This window comes from Agarivorans sp. Alg241-V36 (genome assembly GCF_900537085.1).
GTDB lineage: Bacteria > Pseudomonadota > Gammaproteobacteria > Enterobacterales > Celerinatantimonadaceae > Agarivorans.
Genome location: NZ_UNRE01000007.1, coordinates 185,187 through 204,238, shown reverse-complemented (window position 1 = coordinate 204,238; position 19,052 = coordinate 185,187). Strand labels below are relative to the sequence as shown.

At 43.2% G+C, this 19,052-nt stretch carries 12 protein-coding genes; 5 read left to right on the top strand and 7 right to left on the bottom strand.

What is annotated here, in order from left to right:
• Positions 1-5: 5 nt before the first annotated feature.
• The 7 genes from G6R11_RS16865 to G6R11_RS16835 all read right to left on the bottom strand — a co-directional run bounded on the left by G6R11_RS16865 (position 6) and on the right by G6R11_RS16835 (position 7,778).
• The gene (locus G6R11_RS16865; RefSeq protein WP_163134241.1) at positions 6-1,247 is read right to left on the bottom strand and encodes an HlyD family secretion protein; all 1,242 of its coding nucleotides are present in this window, start codon (positions 1,245-1,247) and stop codon (positions 6-8) included.
• Positions 1,247-3,469, bottom strand: a complete 2,223-nt coding sequence (locus G6R11_RS16860; RefSeq protein ID WP_163134240.1) for a glycosyltransferase — start codon at positions 3,467-3,469, stop codon at positions 1,247-1,249. The genes G6R11_RS16865 and G6R11_RS16860 overlap by 1 nt, the downstream gene beginning before the upstream one ends.
• 76 nt (positions 3,470-3,545) lie before the next feature.
• Positions 3,546-3,779, bottom strand: a complete 234-nt coding sequence (locus G6R11_RS16855) for a hypothetical protein (protein ID WP_163134239.1) — start codon at positions 3,777-3,779, stop codon at positions 3,546-3,548.
• 265 nt (positions 3,780-4,044) lie between these two features.
• Positions 4,045-5,544, bottom strand: a complete 1,500-nt coding sequence (locus G6R11_RS16850) for a hypothetical protein (protein ID WP_163134238.1) — start codon at positions 5,542-5,544, stop codon at positions 4,045-4,047.
• Between the two features lie 32 nt (positions 5,545-5,576).
• Positions 5,577-5,972 (bottom strand): SET domain-containing protein, encoded by a 396-nt coding sequence (locus tag G6R11_RS16845; protein ID WP_163134237.1) that lies wholly within the window; start codon positions 5,970-5,972, stop codon positions 5,577-5,579.
• A gap of 123 nt (positions 5,973-6,095) precedes the next feature.
• Positions 6,096-6,290, bottom strand: coding sequence for a hypothetical protein (locus G6R11_RS16840; protein WP_163134236.1), 195 nt, complete (start codon positions 6,288-6,290; stop codon positions 6,096-6,098).
• Positions 6,291-6,419: 129 nt separating this feature from the next.
• On the bottom strand, positions 6,420-7,778 hold the full coding sequence (locus G6R11_RS16835) for an MFS transporter (protein WP_163134235.1): 1,359 nt from the start codon (positions 7,776-7,778) through the stop codon (positions 6,420-6,422).
• Positions 7,779-8,136: 358 nt separating this feature from the next.
• Between G6R11_RS16835 and G6R11_RS16830 the strand changes: the two genes are divergently transcribed.
• From G6R11_RS16830 to G6R11_RS16810, 5 genes are all read left to right on the top strand, one after another.
• Positions 8,137-9,180, top strand: coding sequence for a DUF2804 domain-containing protein (locus G6R11_RS16830; RefSeq protein WP_163134234.1), 1,044 nt, complete (start codon positions 8,137-8,139; stop codon positions 9,178-9,180).
• Between the two features lie 18 nt (positions 9,181-9,198).
• Complete coding sequence (locus G6R11_RS16825) at positions 9,199-10,059, top strand: sterol desaturase family protein (protein ID WP_163134233.1); 861 nt, start codon at positions 9,199-9,201, stop codon at positions 10,057-10,059.
• 77 nt (positions 10,060-10,136) lie between these two features.
• Positions 10,137-10,901 carry a DeoR/GlpR family DNA-binding transcription regulator gene (locus G6R11_RS16820; RefSeq protein WP_163134232.1) on the top strand — a complete coding sequence of 255 codons (765 nt, stop codon included), beginning with the start codon at positions 10,137-10,139 and terminating at the stop codon, positions 10,899-10,901.
• A 22-nt stretch (positions 10,902-10,923) separates the two neighbouring features.
• Positions 10,924-12,756 carry a glutamine--fructose-6-phosphate transaminase (isomerizing) gene (gene glmS / locus G6R11_RS16815; RefSeq protein WP_163134231.1) on the top strand — a complete coding sequence of 611 codons (1,833 nt, stop codon included), beginning with the start codon at positions 10,924-10,926 and terminating at the stop codon, positions 12,754-12,756.
• A 684-nt stretch (positions 12,757-13,440) separates the two neighbouring features.
• On the top strand, positions 13,441-18,825 hold the full coding sequence (locus tag G6R11_RS16810) for an ImpA family metalloprotease (RefSeq protein ID WP_163134230.1): 5,385 nt from the start codon (positions 13,441-13,443) through the stop codon (positions 18,823-18,825).
• Positions 18,826-19,052 lie beyond the last annotated feature (227 nt).

Genomic DNA, 19,052 nt, shown 5'->3' with positions numbered 1-19,052 from the left:
GTGGCTTAAAGCTTCCCTTTGATGGTGTAAAGTGGATCTAGCGCCCATTCAATTAGAGTTCTACGCTCGGTTTCTATACTGGCCGTTACACCCATACCCGCTTGTAGGGGTTCGCACTTTCCGTAAGCCAAAATACATTGCTCATCTAGCTCAACGGTTACTTTATAAAAGTATTCTGATGCAGGGAGTCTGGAGTCGATTGAAGAGCCTTTTATAGCGGCTTTAGAAACATGCTTGACTGAACCGCCATATAGACCAAAACGTTGATATGGATAAGCGGCGTAACGAAGCTTGGCTGGGTTTCCTGCTCTAATAAAACCTACGTCGGTACTAGTGGCGTAGACCTCAACATGCCATTTCACATTTAAGGGAATGATTACCATTGCCAATGTGTCTGATTGCACGCTTTCTCCTGCGTTTATTGACAGTGCAGTAATGACGCCATTTTCAGGAGCAATAACAATTTTTTCGTTTTGAATTTCAAGCTCAAATAGTTTTTGTTGATAACTTGATATCTCCCGTTCAATACGCGCTATGTCATTTTCATGTTTGAGGGTAATGGATGAAAGGTTTTCAGCCACGCTACGACGCTCTTTTAGCATCGCTATTTTGCTATATTTGAGCTCGGATAAGTCGGTAAGTGCGCGAGCATATTCTTGCTCCTTGGTTTGCATTTGGCTGGCACTTATGAACTTTTTGTCGACTAGCTCTCGTTGGCCTTTAACTAAGCCCAGTAACATGTTGGCTACGTCTTGCTGCAACTGAAGCTGGTTATCTAACTCTTGCTGTTGGTTTTCGAGAAAAACAGCAAGCTGGTTTAGCTCTCTAAATTCGCTGTTGTATATTTCTGTGGAGCGGCTTATTTCCAGTTTTAGGCTTTCAATACTGGTTAGTATCTTGTTCTTCAATTCTGCAATTGAATCTCCACTTTTGGTGTGCACCTCAGCAGTAACTTCGAATAAGCGTTGCCCTTTGGCTACTTCCATTTGCTCTGTCACCCAAGACTGGGTGACATAACCACTTTTAAGCGGATAGACATTAAACTGTCCAGCCACAGAGTTGACCATTCCAACTAATGTTACTTTTCGCTTAAAATCAGCATTGAACATTAGGATAATGACTGTGACAGCAATCGCGCACATTAGCCAAATGGCCGCTTTGGAGCCTAAAGGCGTTATTTCTAAAGGCTCACCAAGTGACTCTGAACTGGCTAATAACCCGTTTTCTTTAGACTTTTCGTCCGCCATTATAAAGCCGCAGTTATTGATGACGGGCTAAACAAGTGATGATCATCTGCTCGATTAGCCATTAGAGTTTTCTTAAAATTGCTTGCAGAGTCTTGATCCATATCTAAAAGAGGTGGACGCTGATGTGCGGCGCGTATTTTGTCACCTAGATATGTAGAAAGCTCAATCAATTGTTCTTGATTTAACTGTAACGGCGAGTCGAGTTTTAGCTTGGCATACTCTAAAGCGTCGCTAATAAACTGTTCGGTTGTTGCAGGAGTGATCAAGTCAAAACCTTTCTTAAACCGTATGAACTGATTAACAAAAGCCAACCTGGCTCCTATTGCGTAATAGGCTGGGTTTTGACTGCTATATTCAGCTGACATGTGAATAAATAGTCTTCTCACTAACATTGACGAGGGGTATTGAATGATTCGAGCGATATCTCCAGAAAAGGCATCTATCATTTTTAATGTTGTTCTATAGCCTTGATAAAAAGCAGCTTCTGCATTGCTAACTTGGCTAGATTGGCTCAGCACTTTAGCGAAGGGGCTAAACTCAGGGCGACGCAGAAAGGTATGCATCTCTACAGGGTTGTTCGAGTAACCGAGATTAGCAAACGTTTGTGCCTTTGCTGCTCGCGTATTCCAACAGGTAACATCAGACGAGCCAAATACTAGACCTGTAAACTTATCTAGCTTGTTCCAATACCAGTGAGCATGTTGTTGGCCTGTAGGATACTCCGCTTCTGCAATAAACAAATATGGGTCGAGCTTACATCCCTGTTTAATGGTGATGAAGCGTTCTGTTGATGCTTGTTTAGCAGCGTTGTCTATACCTGACCAAAAGTCTTTATAGAAGATAGCTTTAGCGTGAGGTACAAATTGTTGAATTTGTTGCCAAGTTTCATCGGCTGCAATATCCGTGTCAATTAAGTAAAACCAATCTAGTTCACTCAGGCTAACGAAGTGGTTGCTGGCATTTAGTGACTCTCTACTATTTTCTAGGGTGCTTGGTACGAGAGAAGTTATTTTGCTTACAACTTCGGTAATTTCAGCGGGTTTATGATTTAATTTAAACTCTCGTGCTTTAGCTAAATAGATTTGATTGCCAAGAACTCGTTCAATGGTGGCGGCAACTTCTTTTTCGGAATAGTAGTAAGTTATCACTTCACCGGCATATAGTTGCTGAACACGTTTCGCATTAAATTGTTGTTCTGTCCACTGTGGTAGCATAATCATTGGTATGCCTGCCAATAAACTTTGATTAATTAAACCTACCCCCGCATTTGATATTACTAAATTTGTCGTATCTAGCAGCTCAGGTAGGTTAACAGCCTTATTGCTAAACACCATATGGTCTCGTTGATAACGTTTAATAAATGCTGGGTTTACCCCTGGAATATAGGCAATAACGTTGTAACTTTCATTGCTGGCTAAGCTAGATAGAACGTATTCTAGTACTGGTGTATTTCTTTTTAAGTAAACAAATATATTGGGTTTAGATAGTTCTGGATTGGGCCATTCAACTGAGGAATTATGGCTTTCTTGTTTAAAACTTCCAATGAAATTATTTACTTTTTGATGTTCTAAAGATGAAAGCTCTGGGAAATTATTAAGAATAAGTTCGTCGCAACGATAAATGTCAATAAAATGCTTTAAGTTAGTAAGGTTACGGGCACTTAATTGGCGATTCATTATATCTAGTAGTTCATTTTCTTTCTGAACAATATCAGGGTCGTCTATATGATTTTCAACAGAAGCAGCACCTGAAAGAAGTTTATGAAATGGCTGTTTTGCTTGAGTAGCATTCAAATCAGGTACAAACCAACCTTGATCTAGCAAAACGGAAGGAATACTTAAGCTATTTGCGGCAATCAAACCAATAATTGAGTAATCACATAATACTAAGTCTGGTTTTTCTCTTTTAAGGGTACTAAGCCATGAATCGAGGTAGAAACCAAACTCCTGCTCATCTCTTAAGCCTGTCAATTGGCGTAACATATCAACATGACAACTGCTCTTTAAACTGTCTGAACCTATTATCGAAGAGCCAGGCGTGGAAATGCATTGAGCCCCTAAGCGCTGTATTTCAATTTTAGCTGCTGCAATGCCTGCTACGTGTTCAGGAATGGCAAATATGAGCTCCCAATTTAGCTCACAGAGTTTTTTTGCTATAGGTAGAAAGCTGTTAATGTGGCCCAAGTCAGAACCGTATTCCCAAATGTATAAAAGGCGAGGCATAGTAAAATCCATATTCAATAAACAAAATTTGTAAACTCGGCTAGTTAGGCTAGCCGAGTTTAGCTAGTGCTAAGGCTTAGCCACCATAGCTAGTGCCGCCACCGCCATTGTTAACTGGGCGGGACACCCAAGAGCCACCAGGACCGTAAGGATTTGAAACCCACACGTCTTCATATACAGTATCGTCAACACCAGTACCTGTCCCTGGCGTTGTAGGCTCTCCGTAGCCACCAGCAATTGAAATCATTTCATCTTCTGTTAGCTCTTGAATTCCATTCAATAGAAATTCTTGTTCCTTATTTAAGTCCATTAGATTTTCCTAATCCAAATATTTGTTTCCTAAATTAATAGGGCTTTTGCATTAAAATGCGAAGGGATGATATTTCTTTATTTATATTTGGATCAATAGGTGTTCGTCACTCATTTGGGTTAATTTATATGAATATTATTAGTGGTGTGACTGAAAGGGTTTTCTTGTTTTTATAATATTTTTACTGGTTAATTAATTGGTCGTAATGCTTGAAAGGCTTTTCTTGAAGGCGGGCCAGACTCGGATAAGCCTGGCTTTTTAGTATTTACGCGTCGTTTTCTAACTGATTAAACCTTGATGCTTCTTGCTGTTGCCGGGTTTTATTTCCCTTTGTTTTGAACCAAGCTATTAAGCGTTTTGGTTGGAATGCTTCGCGAAACTCCCGCCATTTTTCTGCTAATAAACGACGATAAATATAGGTAATAAAACAGAGGTTAATGCCGACTAAAAACAGCGGTAGATATAGGTTAAACACGTCGAAGGTTTCGTTTTCTACAAAGGAAAACTTATTGGGCAAGTTGGTTGAATCCAACAGGTCAAAATAGTCTTTAAAGAAGCTTACAATAGTGAGCATCTGAATCAGCGTTATCACAAATAGAATGAAGGATTGGCGCTGTTCAATGTTTTGAATATTGTAAGATATTTTGCGCTCAACAAATTCTTTATTGGTGGCCATTGAGCTTTTTAGCTGCTCAAAGGTTTCGCCTAATTGCCAGTATCTTTCCACCCATTCAAAGGCATCAAACTGCCATGGTTTTAGCGCACCTTTGTATTGAGAGTGTTTGATCAGTGAAATCTCATGTGCCATTACTAAGGAATCAAACTGGCGAGACTGTTTCTTTAACTCGTTGCTACTTAGGTCATCAGACAGCTTAATCATCGAGTCCAATAGATACTCTTTAAAAAAGCCCGCCAAGAACCAGCAAGCTTGCAGATACAGCATAAAGGGTAAACACATGGTGGATTTTTCTTTTGGCAATCCGTAAACCGTGGAATAACTCCAACCGAAATGGGCAAATGAGCCTGGGTGGTCGTTAATTAGGTCAATCTCAGAAGCGATGTTGAAGTTAATCTCTTCCTGCTCGTGGATTTGCTTTACCACCGCTTTTTCGCTTTCGTTTACTTCACTGCCAAAATCAACCAATACATGGCCGGTATGCGGTTTAATACTTACACTCGCCAGTTTGGAAGACTGCCCTGTTAGCTTTGCAACGGCCATTTGAGTATTTCGTATGGCTGTTTCTCTGGCATGCTGGTTCCAACTGCCATTCCGCTGGTCTTCCACCATTGCACGTAGGGCAAAGGGGACTGATTTAAGTAGCTCTGCTGGTGGCGTTTTATCAGCTTTTCGTTGTAAGCGAATGTGAAATACCAACATAAATACACTGCGGTTTACTAACATCAACTTCATTGAGCTATGGTCGGGATCTAGGTTGTAGTATTGAAATACTTCCGATTGATCTTGGTGGTAAGTCACTAGATCTTTTTGTAGCAAATTAATGTTTTGTTGTTGGCTGAGGTTACAAACCAGCAAGTCGAGAAATTGCCCTTGAGTTTCTTTGGTATAGCTACTTAGCCAATGGTCGTTATTGCTAATGCCTTGTTGAGTAAGGTGCTCACTCATGCTTGACCAGTTGCTTGAACGCAGGGTACTGGCCCCTTGGTTTTTACGAGCTACTCGATTGATTTTAGATAGGAAGTTGATCCAATGCTCATCATGTATAAGCAGGGGTTGATAACAATAAAAGTCGATGTGGTCGCGCATACGCTACTACTTATCCTTGTAAAATGAAGGTACTACAAATAGCCGCTACCGTGGCCTTGTTGGTAAGTTTTCGGTAAAGGTTCTTTACGATAGTCTAGGGTGAGCTCCTCGCCAGCTTTAATATCCTTAAGGGCGGTGACTCGCAGAGGGTGGTATTCAAGTTGTAAATTAGGTGTACGGCTATGGTTTATGTAGCTGTATTTAGTGCGCAAAGGGCGAATAAGCAATTGGCTTTCGCTTATCGCATTCCATTCAAATGCTGTGGAAAATTGCTCATCCCACGGTACTAACTGTCCGTCGAGAATTCCCAATATGCTATTGGCATTAATGCTGTTGGTGGCAAATAAACCATCGCCGTGAATGGTGCTGGGGCGAATCTCAGAAAATAGTAGATTGTCTACGATGGGATAAGCACTTGGTTGCATCATTTTGCGGAACACTCAAAAAAATTTAGTTATTCCAGCAATATACCGTTGTTTACTATGTTTAGTCTGCGCTTATTATCAAAAAAAAGCGCCTTGTTGGGCGCTGTTTTGTTTTTACTTACTGGCTTAGTAGTAAGTATCGCTTTCGCTGTGAAACTGGTCATCATCGGGATAGAGGTCATTGTAGGCGCGGGTATGTAGATTACCGGTATGTTGGTCGCGAACTAGCGCTACATTGTTTTTGTCGTCTAAGGTGTCAACGAGGGCTTCGCCGTTGTCGTAAATACAGCGCATACCTACTTTGAAAACATGGTGGTTCATGATGCTCGCTCCTTGATTAAGGGTTCACCTTATATAACGTAACAGCGCTACTTTTAGATCTATTTTGGCTGAGTTTTCCCAATAAAAAAGGCGAGCCTTAGCTCACCCTTTTTTAGATCTGCCACTAATTTATGCGGTTTGCGTTTGCGTTAACTCAGCGTCTTGGTTGGCTAACTGTGGGTCGTCACGGTCGGTTACGGTTAGTGTAACCAGTGCGGCAATTACCATAGAAGCGCCGCCCAATACTAAAGCCATCATTGAGTCACCACCAAAGAATTCGCGGGTGAAGTAACCTAGGATACCGGCCGCTAAAATTTGTGGAATAACAATGAAGAAGTTAAATACACCCATGAAGAAGCCCATTTTTTTGCTTGGCAAAGATCCAGCTAAAATGGCGTAAGGCATACATAAAATACTCGCCCAAGCGAAACCAATACCTACCATGTTAAGCATTAACATTTTTGGGTCATTAATGAAGTACATACCTGCAAGGCTCACTCCACCTAGGGTTAAGCACAGTGCGTGTACAACTTTACGGCTGCTACGTGCGGCTAACCATGGCAAGGCAAACGCGGCTAGAGCACTAACACCGTTATACATAGCAAAACATAAACCTACCCAATCGGCACCTTCGTTATATAAAGCTGAAGACGTATCGGTTGCGCCGTACACGCTGCTGGTTACCGCAGAGGTGGTATAAATCCACATGGCAAATAAGGCAAACCAAGAGAAGAACTGTACAACCGCTAATTGGCGCATGGTTGTAGGCATTTTCTTCACATCGGCCCACACTTCTGCAAAACCTTCGCTTGTTTCTTGGTCCTGTTCTGGCTCTGCACCCTCAAAGCGCTCCATTTCTTCTGGGCTGTATTCTTTAGTTTTTAGTACTGTCCATAAAACAGCGCCAAAAAATACCACGGCACCAGCATAAAATGAGATTTTAACCGACGGCGGAATAACACCTTCAGGTGCGGTGTTGGCAATGCCGAACCAGTTTGCCAGCACATACGGCATAGCAGACGCAATTACCGAACCTACACCAATAAAGAAGGTTTGCACTGCAAAGCCTTGAGTACGCTGTTCTGACGGAAGATTATCAGCAACTAGCGCGCGAAATGGTTCCATTGAAACGTTAATCGAGGCATCTAGTATCCACAACATGCCTGCTGCCATCCAAAGATAAGGCGAGTTAGGCATAATGATTAATGCTAGAGAAGACATGATCGCGCCCGCTAAAAAGTAGGGGCGACGACGACCTAAACCATTCCATGTTCTGTCACTCATGTAGCCAATAATCGGCTGAATAAGTAATCCAGTTACTGGCGCAGCTAGCCACAAAATTGGGATTTGATCGATGCTAGCGCCTAGGGTTTCAAAGATTCGGCTTACGTTGGCATTTTGTAAACCGAAGCCAAATTGAATCCCTAGGAAACCGAAACTCATGTTCCAGATTTGCCAAAAGTGCAGTTTTGGTTTGTTTGTATTCATGAACTTACCTGATGGAGAAAGGAGTGTTTATCTGGTCTAACCAGATGGTTTGAAAGTTGCCGAGATTGTGAACACAAAAGGTGATTTAATCCACAAAATTTCGGTGATCTGCGTCACATTAATGGTTGAAAATGTTTTCATTGTCACATTATTGTGGGTTTTTGGTCTTTGTTTTGTGTCTATCTTGAATATAAATTCTAGATAGGTGCTCTTATTTAGCGATTTATTATGCGGCTTGGCTTTGTGCAGCCGATTTCTTGCAGGATGGCTCACAAAGCAAAAACATCTTTTTAGAATATTTACTCAAACTCTGCTTAGCTAGTGAATGTTAATAAAATGTAGCTAAAAGGATTGAGGGATGCGCAGCTCCCAAACATTAAAACCAGCGCCTAGCAGTTTGGTGGCCACTAACGGCGAACTCAGCTTTGGTCATTTTAGTGGCCCGGTTAGCCACTTGGGCTTAGCGCATTTTGTTTATACCAATACCATGGACAAGCCTGCCTCGGCCTGGGCCAAGCATTTTCACTATAAGCAGTTTCAGTTTGTCAGCATAAGGAGCGATGACTATATTTTGGGCTTTGCTCTGGCGGATATTCGCTACCTTGGCAGCGGTTTTTGTTATGCCTACCATATTGCTAGCCAAAGCTTGCAAGAGTGTACTTGGCTAAAACCCTGTGGCGTGGGCTACGGCACTCAGCCAAGCCCGGTTAACAGCTTAGCCTTTATAAAAGGTAAGCACTCGCTGCAATTGCATATTTCCGAAGGGCAATGGCAGCTCATTGCCAATACGCCTTTTTTAGAAGCCGATTTACAATTGGCACCGGCCAACCAGCAACAGTGCATGGCCATGTGCAGCCCTACAGGATATTCCGGTTGGACCTATACCCAAAAACACAATGCCTTGCCGGTGGCTGGGCACTTACAGGTTAACGGTAAGGCGCAAAACCTTAACTCAGCCCTTGGCGGCTACGACTTCTCTGCCGGTTATATGCGCCGAGAAACCTGCTGGCGTTGGGCTAGCCTGTCAGCTCGCCTAAATCAGACCACCATTGGCTTAAACCTAGCCGCTGGCGTTAACGAAACCGGTTGTAACGAAAATACCCTATGGATTAACGATCACAAGCAATTGCTTGGTCCAGTGCATTTCATCTTTAAGCGCAGCTTGGCAAATCAACGTAGCGGCCAGCCTCAAGTTTGGCATATCTACTCAGATGACGGTCGGGTCAATCTGCGGTTTACCCCACTAAATAGTCGCCAAGAACGGCTCAATTTGCTGCTGCTTAAGAGCAACTTTCGCCAATATATCGGACATTTTAGCGGCAGTTTAATTGATGAACTTGGTCAAACGCACCAGCTAGATCAGGTACTCGGTTTAACTGAAGACCACTTTGCTCGCTGGTAGCTAAGCTAAGGAATGCAAATGGATTTTGCCATACTCATTACTCATCCCGAATATTTACTGATGGCCTTAGCGCCGCTGTTTTTGTTATGCATGGGGCTAGAATGGTATTGGGGAAATGTGCGCCAAAAACTGCCTCGTTCTGCCCAGTATCAGGCCAAAGAACTCCTATGCAATTTTGCCTTAGCAGGCATGCATCAGCTCAGTGATATTTTAATGGGCTTGCTGGTTAGCCAAATTTACTTAAGCCTGTTTGGCTGGCGCTTGTTTGAGATAAACATAGGTTTAGTCAGTTTTATTGCTTTGTTTATTGCCCAAGACTTTTGCTATTACTGGTTTCACCGCGCCAGTCATAGAGTGTGCTGGATGTGGGCTGCTCATGTGGTTCACCATAGCTCAGAGAACATGAACTTTAGCACCGCATTTCGACAAAGCTTAATGTACCCCTTAGCGGGCATGTGGCTATTTTGGTTACCGCTGGTAATTATAGGATTTGCGCCGCACTGGGTCGTGTTTGTTGTACTGCTTAACTTGGGCTTGCAGTTTTTTGTGCATACTCAAGCAATTAAAAAGCTGGGCCTACTGGAATGGATTTTTAACACCCCTTCCCACCATCGCGTGCACCATGGGCGCAATCCTCAATATATTGATAAAAACTACGCTGGCGTACTGATTATTTGGGATCGCTGGTTTGGCAGTTTCGAACCGGAAGTCGAAACAGTGGATTACGGCATTACTCAGCCTGTGAACAGTTTTAACCCCTTGGTGGTTACTTTTAGCGAGTGGCAAAGTATGTTTAAACAGGCTTGTGCACCGGGCTTGAGCATTGCTCAGCGCTGGCGATTGTTGTTTGCTCCACCCGCTAAACAAAGCGAAGACTAATTTTTTAACAACTCGGCTTGATCTTAAGTTTCGCTTAACTATAATAAGTTTCGATTCGAAACTTATCTAATGGCATTATGATCAAACGAAACACTCAGCAGCGCCGTCGCCTTATCTTAGATCGCCTCGCCGAACTCGGTGAAGTAAAGGTTGATGAACTTGCTCACGCTTTTGAAACCTCAGAAGTTACGATTCGAAAGGATTTAGCTAGTCTAGAAGCTAACGGCTTGTTGCTAAGACGTTACGGCGGCGCAGTGCCTATTCCCAAGGAATTGATCAACGAACCGCACGACGAGCAAGTGTCTGAGCAAAAACAAGCAATTGCCAAGTCTGCTGCCGGGCTAATTCGCGATCATAATCGCATTATTATCGACAGTGGCAGCACAACTGCCGCCTTACTGCCCGAGCTATCTGAGAAAGAAGGTTTGGTGGTAATGACTAATTCGCTAAGCATTGCTGGCGCTTTACGCGAGCTAGAAAACGAGCCAACACTTTTGATGACCGGTGGCACCTGGGATACGCATTCAGAAGCATTTCAGGGTCAAGTAGCAGAACAAGTATTACGTGCTTACGACTTCGACCAATTGTTTATTGGCGCAGACGGTATCGATGTGGCACGTGGATCGACTACCTTTAACGAACTAGTCGGTTTAAGCCAAGTGATGGCAGAGGTTGCCCGCGAAGTAGTGGTATTAGCCGAGTCCAATAAAATTGGCAGAAAAATTCATAACCTAGAGTTGGCATGGTCGAAGATCTCAACTTTGGTTACAGACAAGCAGCTAGACGCTAGCGTGGCTGAGCAAATTCGTGCTCAGGGCGTGAATGTAGTCATAGCAAAATAACTTTATCGACAAGGAATTAACTATGTGTGGAATTGTAGGAGCTGTTGCTCAACGTGATGTAGCGGATATTTTAGTCGAAGGGCTACGTCGCTTAGAGTACCGTGGTTACGACTCATCGGGTGTAGCAACCATCACCGCCGATGGCGAATTAAGCCGCGTACGTCGCCTAGGCAAAGTGCAAGAGTTGGCCGACGCCCTAGAAGGTAACCCGGTACTTGGCGGTACTGGCATCGCGCACACCCGTTGGGCTACTCACGGTGAGCCTAGCGAGCGTAACGCTCACCCACATGTTTCATGTGAAACCATTGCCGTTGTGCACAATGGCATCATTGAAAACCACGCAGAGCTTCGCGAGCAGTTAATTGCTAAGGGTTATACCTTTGCATCCGATACCGACACCGAAGTGATTGTTCACTTGGTTGAACATAAAATTAAGCATCACCAAAGCTTGGTTGAAGCAGTGCAATCTGCAGTGGCCGAGTTAGAAGGTGCCTACGGCATGGTGATTGCCGATAAACGCGACCCAAGCCGTTTAGTGGTTGCTCGCTCTGGTAGCCCGCTGGTTATTGGTTATGGTGTAGGTGAAAACTTCATTGCGTCTGACCAACTTGCGTTACTGCCGGTAACTCGCCGTTTTGCCTTCCTAGAAGAAGGTGACGTAGCCGAAGTAACACGCCAAGGTGTTAGCATTTTTGATGAAAATGGTGAGCCAGTAGAGCGCGAAATTAGCGAATCTACCGCTTCTCACGATGCTGGCGACAAAGGCCAATATCGCCACTACATGCTTAAAGAAACCTACGAGCAACCAATTGCGATTCAACGTACTTTAGAAGGCCGCTTGCAAGCAGGCAAAGTACTCGACAGTGCTTTTGGTCCTAAAGCCGCAGAGATTCTACCAACCATTGAGCACGTGCAAATTATTGCCTGTGGTACCTCTTATAACTCTGGCATGGTAGCCCGTTATTGGTTTGAAGAGTTGGCAGGCATTCCATGTAATGTAGAAATTGCCTCAGAGTTTCGTTACCGCCGGTCATTTACACCTAAAAACAGCTTGTTGGTTACCCTTTCGCAAAGTGGTGAAACCGCCGATACGCTGGCGGCTTTACGCTTAGCTAAAGAACAAGGTTATACCTCTAGCTTAACCATTTGTAACGTTGACGGTTCATCACTAGTACGCGAATCAGACATGGCTTACTTGATGAAAGCAGGCACCGAAATTGGCGTAGCTTCAACTAAAGCCTTTACGGTTCAGCTAGCTGGTTTGTTGATGTTGGTTGCAGCGATTGGCCGTAATAAAGATGTATCAGCAGACTTGGAAGCGCGCATTGTAGGTGCATTACAAGCCTTGCCAGCAAAAATTGAGCAAGCCCTAACGCTAGATGCTGCCATTGAAGAACTCGCAGAAGACTTTGCCGACAAGAATCACAGCTTATTCCTTGGCCGCGGTACTCAATACCCAATCGCCATGGAAGGTGCGCTTAAGCTTAAAGAGATTTCTTACATTCACGCCGAAGCTTACGCGGCTGGCGAACTTAAGCACGGCCCACTAGCTTTGATTGACGCCGAAATGCCAATCATTGTGGTAGCGCCAAACAACGAATTGCTAGAAAAGCTTAAATCGAACGTGGAAGAAGTACGGGCCCGTGGCGGCATTTTGTATGTATTCGCCGATAAAGACGCCAAGTTTGAAAGTGACGAAACCATGCGCGTGATTAATGTTCCACATGTAGACGAGCTAATTGCGCCGATTGTTTACACCCTGCCTATGCAGCTATTGTCTTACCACGTAGCGCTAATCAAAGGCACCGACGTAGACCAGCCAAGAAACTTGGCAAAATCGGTAACTGTTGAATGAAATCAATGGCTTAAGTTGTTTTATTGTCGGCGGTCAATAAAGTTTGATCGTACTTTTTACCTCCTGTTAAGTTGTCTTGGCAGGAGGTTTTTTATGTCTGATGCGGATAGACCACTTAACAAGAGAGACCGTTCAACTGAGTAGTCGCTTTTATGATTATTTTAATACACTTTGCTCGTTTGATCATTAATGCCCATACAAATCCGTATTTTTGTAAAACTGTTGCAAAGACTGTTTGAATCTACGAGCACTTTCTTTAGTAAATCATTTTCAATGATTACCTTGTTTTATTTTATTTTATTTTATTTTGATTTGCAGTTATGCACTCTTTTTGATTTCAGAAAGACTATTAGGGCTGTTTAGTTTTGCTCCACCCTCTATTAGATTTAATTTCCTCTGCTGATAAGGTTTTTTCCACAGATTTAATTTGAATTTTACCGAGTATTGCGGGGTGTTTTGCTTTTTCACAAGCCTACAAAAATATCTCATCTTGCCTGAATGAAGCACCGATTTAATCGAATCAGCTGAAAAAATAACATAAGGTAGATTTTTAGTTCGACTTTGGTAGGGAAATAAGATGATATGCGAATTTTAATATCTCGCGTATTACTTTTCAGCTTTATCATTCCACCTTTATAAGCAAGCACTGTTCATAATAACCACAAATAAAATAAGTATAATTTTATGAAAAAAACACAAAGCAAAGCTATTAGAGCTTTGGGGAGCATTGTATTCCTCGCTTCTCAAACAGCTTTAGCGTCTACCCCTGAATTGCCATATACCATTAACGATAATGACCCTATTCTAAATTACTCTAGTCGCTGGTGGTCTGATGTTGGGCGACCATGGGGTAATGTGAATGGCGATACAACTCGAACAGAGTTTAAAGATGAGTCTCTGGCCTTTGAGTTTGATGGTCAAGATACGGTCACCATTTATTCAGAGATGAGCCCTATAAGAAGCAATGCTCATGTATTTGTTGATGACGTTTATGTTGGTGTTTTAAAGCTAACCAATGACCATAAACACTTCCAATCTGAGGTATATAAGCTTAGTGGCTATCCTGCTGGAAAACACACCGCAAGAATTGTCACTTTAGAAAGTAAATACTTCATGATCGATGCGCTGCGTATTCAACCTAATACTCTTAATGCCGCCAATTTTGTCGCTAGCATCAATTCACTCGCTGAGCAGGGATTTATCTCGGACTTTAATAAACAAGCCTCGATTACTGCAAATTCTAGTGACTCCATGTTTTCCGGAGTTGGTGGTCGTGCTCAAGCAAAAAAGCAACTCTCTGACGAATATGCTCAACAAGCAAAAGATGGTTATTCTCTAAAGTTCACTGCTCAAGTTAATTCTGGAAGCCACAACGTGGCCTATTTAGCGAATAATGGTCGTCGCTTCTTACCAAGATTGAAGCTGAGCGACAGCGGTGAACTTGTTGTTGAACTTGTAGGGGGCAATACACATACTTTAGTCTCCGTTAACGGTGATGCTAATTTCCACAATTTTGAAATTAACTATAATGCTGCGACTGGATTTGCTGATTTTGTTTTTGAAGGAGAGATCATTGACTCTTGGGCTGGTGATGCCACTTCAAAACAAGAGCTAGTTTTTGGTAATGGTAGTACCGGATCTGACGGCGCTATTAGCTTTAGAAGTGTAAGCTTAGATCTCGCTCGCTCATTACCAGATAACGATAATGACGGTATACCAGACCTTGATGATATCGATGACGACAATGATGGCGTCATAGATACCGAAGATGCCTTCCCATTTGATCCTACCGAATCAGTAGATAACGACCTAGATGGTATTGGCAATAATGCCGATAGCGATGATGATAACGATGGCGTGATTGATGGTGAGGATGCCTTCCCGTTAGACCCAGCGGAGTCTCTCGATACCGATCTTGATGGTATTGGTAACAACGCCGATCCTGATGATGATAATGACGGTGTGATTGATGGTGAAGATGCTTTCCCATTTGATCCTACCGAATCAGTAGATACCGATCTCGATGGTATTGGTAATAACGCCGATACCGATGACGACAACGACGGTGTTCTTGATGGCGAAGATGCTTTCCCGCTAGACCCAACTGAGTCACGCGATGCCGATCAAGACGGAACTGGTGATAACACCGATGCCGATGATGATAATGATGGTGTCACAGATAAAGAAGATGCCTTCCCGTTTGATCCTACCGAATCAGTAGATACTGATTTCGACGGTATTGGTAACAACGCCGATAGAGATGACGATAATGATGGGGTTATAGATAGCGACGATGCCTTTCCACTAAACCCAGAGGAATCTCTCGATACCGATCTTGATGGTATTGGTAATAATGCCGATAGCGATGACGATAACGATGGTGTGATTGATAGCGAAGATGCCTTCCCGTTAGACCCAGCGGAATCTCTCGATACCGATCTCGATGGTATTGGTAACAATGCCGATAGCGATGACGATAACGATGGTGTGATTGATAGCGAAGATGCCTTCCCATTGGATTCGGCGGAATCTCTCGATACCGATCTCGATGGTATTGGTAACAATACCGATACCGATGATGATAACGATGGCGTGATTGATGATGAAGATGCCTTCCCTTTAGACCCAGCAGAATCTCTCGATACTGATCTTGATGGTATTGGTAACAATGCCGATACCGATGACGACAACGACGGTGTTATTGATGATGAAGATGCCTTCCCGCTAGACCCTACCGAGTCCTCTGATAGCGATGGTGACGGTATAGGGGATAACAGTGATCCTGACTTTAATATTGATGATCCTGTTTTGGCTTATAAAGCAATCAAGCTACAGAATCATTCATCAAATAAGTGTATGAGTTTTGATGTTAATGAATCTATCTACCACCAAAACTTGTTTTCAATTGATTGTGCTCAGGCAGGAGCCATTTGGCAGTGGACAAAAGCCGGTCAAATACAGCCCACAATAGACCCAAGTTACTGTCTTGATAGCTCTCTCACTGCTTGGTGGGGAGAACTGCGTTTGAACCGATGTACTGATAGCAATACGCAAATTTGGTCATATGATGAGCTAACTCAAAACATTTATCTTGTTGCTGGGAACAACGTAGTACTGGTTGAAAACAAGGGGGCGAGCATTGCTATGTATGGGAACTGGGAGACGGCCACACAACGTTGGACGATGCTCTTTGATCCTGACTCGGACGGGGATGGTGTAACTGACACTATAGATCAACTACCACTAAACCCAGCTGAATGGCTTGATACTGATGGGGATGGCATAGGTAATAATGCAGATAATGATGATGACAATGATGGCATAGTCGACGAAGAAGATACCTTTCCATTAGATCCAACAGAATGGATAGATACAGACGGTGATGGAATCGGCAATAATGCGGATGATGATGATGACAACGATCGTATTCCAGATGATGTAGATAAAAGCCCATTAATCCCAAATAACCCAGTCACTCCAGAAGAATTAATCGAGGCGGCATTATTGACTGGCGACCCTTCATTACTCAACCTTGAATCTGCTGATTTAGAGCAGTTCATCATTAATGATATAGGCTTAATCAACAACAAATATGCACAATTTTTGTTTGAGATCTATGGCGATGAGCCGATCAATTTCGCACCGGGTAATAGCCAATCGAGCTACTTTGATGTCGAAAAATTTAATGAAGAACAATATCCATTAGTTGTTGGTCAAAAAGGGCTGCATTTCGCCATAGCCAATGAGCAAGGGTCTGTTCGACATGTCGCTTTCGGTAATTTACTTTTTGCTCAAGTGCAAGATGAGATGTCTGCCTATGACTTATCGACAAAACAGGTGATCGCGTGGTTGATGGGGCGCGATGTTGAGCAATTAGATCAAGCCGCCGTGGTTCGTTTGGTGCTCACAAATAAAAGCGCCAAGAACCATACCCTTAGCTGGATTGAGCAACACTATCCACACTGGGATGTCGATATTTGTAATGATGCGCAAGCGATTGACGCATGTTTAACAGGTGATATCGATCTGGTGATCACCGCTGGCGAAGGGGAGTCCGTTGCTGACGTTGAGACGATTATGGCCGCAACCACGCCATTTAATAAAATGTTCATCAATGCCCAAAAGTGGAATACAAGTGTATACATCAACGAGACGTTAAAATATTTAAATATGTCAGGCTTAGGCTTACCAAATGGTAGCAGTGGTAATTGGCATGCGAACGATGCTGCAAACTGGGATCATTACAGTGATATGCTCGATAACACGTTTATGTCGAAAGTCGCGCTGTTTATTGAAGCAATAAAGCAAGATAGCTTTAGCTTTGAACTCAGAGACTGTGAGCAAGGCTGGTATTATAAACCTTGTGTCGGCAACGATAGTTATTACACCGAATTTAGGGATATCGTGTTCGACATTCGCGATGAATTAGCCGTCTATGATAACAACGCTATCGACATCTTTAGCTCTAGTGACGATCGTATTTTGTCTTTATTAGTACTATTGGGTGATCGATACCGACAAGATGTGACCTTTCCTATGGATGTGATTGATACATCTAGACAGGCATTTTTACAGGCGCTATACAGTGATTACAGTGTGTTAAGTGTGAGACAGAACAACCCCGTGTATGCGGATCTGGGCTCATTTAGCCGCACCGACTTTTCTCATATTCCTCTGAACGATAAGCACGTCTCCTTGGTGGTAAAACCGCCTTTCCGCTCAGCTAAGGTTTATGCCGTTCCAGGTCAAACCTTTGAGGTGTCCAGAGAAGACAACAATGAAGGTACGGTGACTATCATTATAAATAGTATTCGTGAAGGCGCTGTGTATGAGTTTGAGCGACAGGGCTATCATAGACCGGATATGGTGACGTCACATGCTATCAACATCAAGCAAGGTGAAACCATCTACGTGACCTCCCCGATTGGCGGGCCTATCCACATGGGGGCCGGTACAAGTGAGAAAGACGCAAATGTTGAGTTGCTGTTCAAAAATGTAGCACAACATCCTGTTTGGACTGGACCACAAGATGATATCGCTTTTGCAAAAGCGCTGGAGGCTGGTCACTTTGATTGGGCTGAGCTACTGACACCACGCTTTGAAATCCACAGTACTCTGGAGAAAATGCATGAAACAATGGAGTCTGAACTGTGGACTTATGGATCAGAAGTAGCGCCTTATATTGAGCGATATACGGTAGACCTGCCTCAGCAACTTGCGGGCATAAAAGGGCCATATATAGGTAACGAATTAGAAATGGCAGCTTATGTGGAGCACTCTAGCTTTGAGCGCCGTGAATTAGATGAAATTCAACATATGAACGCAGATATTTCTGCTTGTGTACCGGGTAGTGGCGGCTGTTCAGGCAATCCATACGACGCTAATTGGGCTTTTTCGCCACTTAGTCATGGTGACTTGCATGAACTAGGTCATAACATGCAAAGCCCTATGTTCCAGTTGAGCGAGTACCCAGTTGGTCATGGAGCAACTAACTTTTATTCTTATTATCCTAAGTCGGAATATTTTAAAGACACTGGTTTTGCCCACCAGTGTCAAACTGCGGTATTCACTGAAATAGTTCAACAGCTTAAAGACAGTCGTTTAAGTAATGACCCTTATGCATATATGGCGGATACCCACGATAATACGTCGAAAAGAAATAGTACGATGATCATTAGTGCTTTGATGTCGGCACAAAGTGTTGGAGCTGTAGAGAATGGCTGGCACGTTATTCCTCGCTTACATATCTTTGAGAATGCTTTCCAGCAGGCGATTATATCTGATGAGGCATGGCAGGAAGGTAAGCAATCACTTGGCATGAGTAATTACACTCGAGAATCGGCCAAGTATATGCTTAGGAATGACAAACTACTTATTGCGTTAGGAAGTGCAACACAGTTCGATTACCGTGACTGGTTCTCTATGCTGGGCTTAAAGCTATCGGCCCGAGCAATTGAACAGATACAAAGTCATTCTTATCCGATATTGCCACAGGAGTTTCATTGGTCTGAGGATAACGTTAGCTACTGTGAAACTCTTGAGCAGTCTGTTTTACGCTTTGACCAGTAGGTGATTTAGCGCTTTAAATAGGTATGCAAAAGGAAGAGCATACCTATTTCGTTGCATTAATTGGTTTACTAAAATCTGTAGGCTTTTCTTTTAGTTGGGCTGGCCATCGTTGCATCTTACCGTTAGAAATGTCCTCTCTGATACAATAGTAAGCTGATGCCAAATAAATCAGCGCGATTGTTCTGGCTAAACTCAGTGCTTGCCTGCTAAGTTTTGGCTACAGAAAC

What these genes read in the sequence shown, in the direction of transcription:
- G6R11_RS16865 (WP_163134241.1), bottom strand. Translation starts at nt 1,247, where the DNA reads ATGGCGGACGAAAAGTCTAAAGAAAACGGGTTATTAGCCAGTTCAGAG.
- G6R11_RS16860 (WP_163134240.1), bottom strand. Translation starts at nt 3,469, where the DNA reads ATGCCTCGCCTTTTATACATTTGGGAATACGGTTCTGACTTGGGCCAC.
- G6R11_RS16855 (WP_163134239.1), bottom strand. Translation starts at nt 3,779, where the DNA reads ATGGACTTAAATAAGGAACAAGAATTTCTATTGAATGGAATTCAAGAG.
- G6R11_RS16850 (WP_163134238.1), bottom strand. Translation starts at nt 5,544, where the DNA reads ATGCGCGACCACATCGACTTTTATTGTTATCAACCCCTGCTTATACAT.
- G6R11_RS16845 (WP_163134237.1), bottom strand. Translation starts at nt 5,972, where the DNA reads ATGATGCAACCAAGTGCTTATCCCATCGTAGACAATCTACTATTTTCT.
- G6R11_RS16840 (WP_163134236.1), bottom strand. Translation starts at nt 6,290, where the DNA reads ATGAACCACCATGTTTTCAAAGTAGGTATGCGCTGTATTTACGACAAC.
- G6R11_RS16835 (WP_163134235.1), bottom strand. Translation starts at nt 7,778, where the DNA reads ATGAATACAAACAAACCAAAACTGCACTTTTGGCAAATCTGGAACATG.
- G6R11_RS16830 (WP_163134234.1), top strand. Translation starts at nt 8,137, where the DNA reads ATGCGCAGCTCCCAAACATTAAAACCAGCGCCTAGCAGTTTGGTGGCC.
- G6R11_RS16825 (WP_163134233.1), top strand. Translation starts at nt 9,199, where the DNA reads ATGGATTTTGCCATACTCATTACTCATCCCGAATATTTACTGATGGCC.
- G6R11_RS16820 (WP_163134232.1), top strand. Translation starts at nt 10,137, where the DNA reads ATGATCAAACGAAACACTCAGCAGCGCCGTCGCCTTATCTTAGATCGC.
- glmS (WP_163134231.1), top strand. Translation starts at nt 10,924, where the DNA reads ATGTGTGGAATTGTAGGAGCTGTTGCTCAACGTGATGTAGCGGATATT.
- G6R11_RS16810 (WP_163134230.1), top strand. Translation starts at nt 13,441, where the DNA reads ATGAAAAAAACACAAAGCAAAGCTATTAGAGCTTTGGGGAGCATTGTA.